4 protein-coding genes are annotated in these 4,461 nt (G+C 71.2%); all 4 read left to right on the top strand.

All coding sequences use genetic code 11. From position 1 onward, the window contains the following. Nucleotides 1-2,611, top strand: a 2,611-nt coding sequence (infB, locus tag BHU15_RS25755; RefSeq protein WP_079128374.1) for a translation initiation factor IF-2, incomplete at its 5' end; no start/stop codon positions are given. 207 nt (nucleotides 2,612-2,818) lie between these two features. Then, complete coding sequence (locus tag BHU15_RS25750; protein WP_023538299.1) at nucleotides 2,819-3,112, top strand: DUF503 domain-containing protein; 294 nt, start codon at nucleotides 2,819-2,821, stop codon at nucleotides 3,110-3,112. Nucleotides 3,113-3,192: 80 nt separating this feature from the next. Next, nucleotides 3,193-3,738: a 30S ribosome-binding factor RbfA gene (gene rbfA, locus BHU15_RS25745; protein ID WP_069629371.1), complete on the top strand. Its 546-nt coding sequence runs from the start codon at nucleotides 3,193-3,195 to the stop codon at nucleotides 3,736-3,738. Continuing rightward, nucleotides 3,735-4,461 (top strand): tRNA pseudouridine(55) synthase TruB (gene truB, locus BHU15_RS25740; RefSeq protein WP_069629370.1); only part of this gene is annotated, 727 nt, incomplete at its 3' end. The genes rbfA and truB, both read left to right, overlap by 4 nt.

Raw genomic sequence — 4,461 nt, 5'->3', positions numbered from 1 at the left:
CCGCCGTCGCGCTGACCGCCGTCCGGCTCCGGCCGGCGGTCAGCGCGACGGCGGCCGTGACGGTGGCCGCGGCGGCGAACGCCCCGCGCGTCCCGCGGGTCAGGGTGCCCGTCCGGGTGCTCGTCCGGCGGGTCCCCGTCCGGGCAACAACCCCTTCACCTCGGGTGGCTCCACCGGAATGGCGCGCCCGCAGGCGCCCCGTCCGGGTGGCGCCCCGCGCCCCGGCGGCGCCGGCGCTCCCGGTGGTCCGCGTCCGCAGGGCGCCGGTCAGGGCGGTCCCCGTCCGCAGGCCGGTGCCGGTGGCCAGGGCGGTCGCCCCAGCCCCGGTGGTATGCCCCGTCCCGGTGGCGCTCCGCGTCCCGGCGGCGCCCCCGCCGGTAACCGTCCGAACCCGGGCATGATGCCGCAGCGTCCCGCCGCGGGTCCGCGTCCCGGCGGTGGCCCCGGCGGTGGCCGTGGTCCCGGTGGTGCCGGCAGGCCCGCCGGTGGCGGTGGCGGCGGTCGTCCCGGTGGCGGCGGCGGTTTCGCCGGTCGTCCCGGTGGCGGTGGCGGCGGTGGCTTCGCCGGTCGTCCCGGTGGCGGCGGTGGCGGCGCTCCGGGTCGTCCCGGTGGTGGCGGTTTCGGTGGCGGCGGTGGCCGTCCCGGCTTCGGCGGTCGTCCGGGTGGTCCCGGTGGCCGTGGTGGCACACAGGGCGCGTTCGGCCGTCCCGGTGGACCGGCCCGTCGTGGCCGTAAGTCGAAGCGGCAGAGGCGCCAGGAGTACGAGGCCATGCAGGCCCCGTCGGTAGGCGGCGTGATGCTGCCGCGTGGCCAGGGCCAGGTTGTCCGGCTGTCGCGCGGTGCGTCGCTCACCGACTTCGCGGAGAAGATCAACGCCAACCCGGCGTCGCTCGTCGCCGTGATGATGAACCTCGGCGAGATGGTCACTGCCACGCAGTCCGTCTCCGACGAGACCCTGCACGTGCTCGCCGGCGAGATGAACTACGTCGTCGAGATCGTCAGCCCGGAGGAGGAGGACCGCGAGCTTCTCGAGTCCTTCGACATCGAGTTCGGCGAGGACGAGGGCGGCGAGGAGTTCCTCGTCGCGCGTCCGCCGGTCGTGACCGTCATGGGTCACGTCGACCACGGTAAGACCCGGCTCCTCGACGCCATCCGTAAGACGAATGTCGTCGCGGGCGAGGCCGGCGGTATCACGCAGCACATCGGCGCGTACCAGGTCGCCACCGAGGTCAACGACGAAGAGCGCAGGATCACCTTCATCGACACCCCGGGTCACGAGGCGTTCACCGCCATGCGTGCCCGTGGTGCCAAGTCCACCGACATCGCGATCCTCGTGGTGGCGGCGAACGACGGTGTGATGCCCCAGACGATCGAGGCGCTGAACCACGCCAAGGCGGCCGACGTGCCGATCGTGGTCGCGGTCAACAAGATCGACGTCGAGGGCGCCGACCCGACCAAGGTGCGCGGTCAGCTGACCGAGTACGGCCTCGTGGCCGAGGAGTACGGCGGCGACACCATGTTCGTCGACATCTCCGCCAAGCAGGGTCTGCACATCGACAGCCTGCTGGAGGCCGTGGTCCTCACGGCGGACGCCTCGCTCGACCTGCGGGCCAACCCGGAGCAGGACGCGCAGGGTATCGCCATCGAGGCGCACCTCGACCGCGGTCGCGGCGCCGTCGCCACCGTGCTCGTCCAGCGCGGCACGCTGCGCGTCGGCGACACGATGGTCGCCGGTGACGCGTACGGCCGTGTCCGGGCGATGCTCGACGACAACGGCAACAACGTCGAGGAAGCGGGTCCCGCGACCCCCGTCCTGGTCCTGGGTCTCACCAACGTCCCCGGCGCCGGCGACAACTTCCTGGTCGTCGACGAGGACCGCACCGCGCGGCAGATCGCCGAGAAGCGTGCCGCCCGTGAGCGGAACGCGGCGTTCGCCCGCAAGGGCGTCCGGTTCTCCCTGGAGAACCTGGACGAGGCCCTCAAGGCCGGCCTGGTGCAGGAACTCAACCTCATCATCAAGGGCGACGCGTCCGGTTCGGTGGAGGCTCTCGAGTCCTCGCTGCTCCAGCTCGACGTCGGCGAAGAGGTCGACATCCGGGTCCTGCACCGCGGCGTCGGTGCGGTCACGGAGTCCGACATCGACCTGGCGATGGGCTCCGACGCCATCGTCATCGGCTTCAATGTTCGTGCCGCGGGGCGTGCCTCGCAGATGGCCGACCGCGAGGGTGTCGACGTCCGCTACTACTCGGTGATCTACCAGGCCATCGAGGAGATCGAGGCGGCCCTCAAGGGCATGCTCAAGCCGGAGTACGAGGAGATCGAGCTCGGTACGGCGGAGATCCGCGAGGTCTTCCGCTCGTCCAAGCTCGGCAACATCGCGGGTGTTCTCATCCGGTCCGGCGAGGTCAAGCGCAACACCAAGGCACGGCTCGTCCGCGATGGCAAGGTCATCGCGGAGGACCTCAACATCCAGGGTCTGCGCCGCTTCAAGGACGATGTCACCGAGATCCGCGAAGGCTTCGAGGGCGGTATCAACCTCGGAAACTTCAACGACATCAAGATCGACGACGTCATCGCGACGTACGAGATGCGCGAGAAGCCGCGCGGCTGACGTACGAGTGGCCTGGTACGGGGCGGCCTGCCCGCCCCGTACCGGCTGACCACGTACGGCTGACCAGGCACGGCTGGTGACACGTTCCGGGGCCGGTCGACGGATGCTAATTCCGTCGATCGGCCCCGGCCGTTCCGTGTACGGTTTATGTGCCCCTGCCAAGCGCTGGCGGGCCCGAACCCGTACCGGCGGGACATCCGGATACACATGTATGTGGGGACACTGTCCTTCGACCTGCTCCTCGGCGACGTACGGTCGCTGAAGGAGAAACGCTCCGTCGTCCGGCCGATCGTCGCCGAACTCCAGCGGAAGTTCGCCGTGAGTGTGGCGGAGACCGGCGACCAGGATCTCCATCGCAGGGCCGAGATCGGACTCGCGGTGGTGTCCGGGGACACGGTGCATCTGAGGGACGTTCTGGACCGGTGCGAGCGCATGGTCGCCGGCCGGCCGGAGGTGGAGCTGCTGTCGGTACGACGGCGGCTGCACGGAGACGACGACTGAGCCACCCGCCCCGGCGGGCGGCCCCGGTCGCGGCAGCAAGAGCAGCAGACAAGAAACCCAGAAGGAAGAGTGACGGACCGGTGACCGACAACGCGCGGGCCCGCAAGCTGGCCGACCGCATCCAGGTCGTGGTCGCGGAGACCCTGGACCGGCGTATCAAGGATCCGCGGCTGGGCTTCGTGACCATCACGGACGCCCGGGTCACCGGCGACCTGCGGGAGGCCACGGTCTTCTACACGGTCTACGGCGACGACGAGGAGCGCGCGGCGTCCGCCGCGGCCCTGGAGAGCGCCAAGGGCGTCCTGCGGTCCGAGGTGGGCCGTCAGACCGGCGTGCGGTTCACGCCGACGCTGGCGTTCGTCCCGGACGCCCTGCCGGACAACGCCCGCACCATAGAGGATCTTCTCGACAAGGCGCGCGCCAAGGACGCCGAGGTGCGTGAGGTGTCGACCGGTAAGACCTACGCGGGCGACGCCGACCCTTACCGGAAGCCCGATGACGAGGGCTACGAGGAGGACGCCGCGGAGGCCGCGGAGGCTGCAGAAGCGACCGGCGCCGCCGGAGCCGCGGGCCGCGCGGGCGGCGACGACGACACGGACGACACGGACGGCGCCGCCGCTAAATGACACAGCAACTCCCCACGCCCGACGGCCTTGTCATCGTGGACAAGCCGTCGGGCTTCACTTCGCACGATGTCGTGGCCAAGATGCGCGGCATCGCCAGGACCCGCCGCGTCGGCCACGCCGGCACGCTCGACCCCATGGCGACGGGCGTACTCGTCCTCGGCGTGGAACGGGCCACCAAACTGCTGGGGCACCTCGCCCTGACCGAGAAGGAGTACCTCGGCACCATCAGGCTGGGGCAGGACACCGTCACCGACGACGCCGAGGGCGAGACCATCTCGTCCACCGACGCGTCCGGCGTCACCCGCGAGGGCATCGACGCCGGGGTGGCCGCGCTCAGCGGCGCGATCATGCAGGTGCCGTCGAAGGTCAGCGCCATCAAGATCGACGGGAAGCGGTCGTACGCGCGCGTACGGGGCGGTGAGGACTTCGAGATCCCGGCCCGGCCGGTGACCGTCTCCTCGTTCCGGGTGTACGACGTCCGCCCGGACGTCGCCGAGGATGGTACGCCCGTGGTCGACCTGGTCGTGTCGGTCGTCTGCTCCTCCGGTACGTACATCCGCGCCCTCGCGCGTGACCTCGGCGCGGGACTCGGCGTCGGGGGGCATCTCACGGCGCTGCGCAGGACGCGGGTCGGTCCGTACGGCCTCGACGAGGCCAGGACGCTCGACCAGCACCAGGAGCGGCTGACGGTCATGCCGGTGGCCGACGCCGCCGCGGCGGCGT

Origin of the sequence: Streptomyces niveus (assembly GCF_001723055.1) — a bacterium.
Taxonomy (GTDB): Bacteria; Actinomycetota; Actinomycetes; order Streptomycetales; family Streptomycetaceae; genus Streptomyces; species Streptomyces niveus.
Note: the sequence above shows the minus strand (reverse complement) of the source record. Positions and strands in the feature narration are given on the sequence as shown.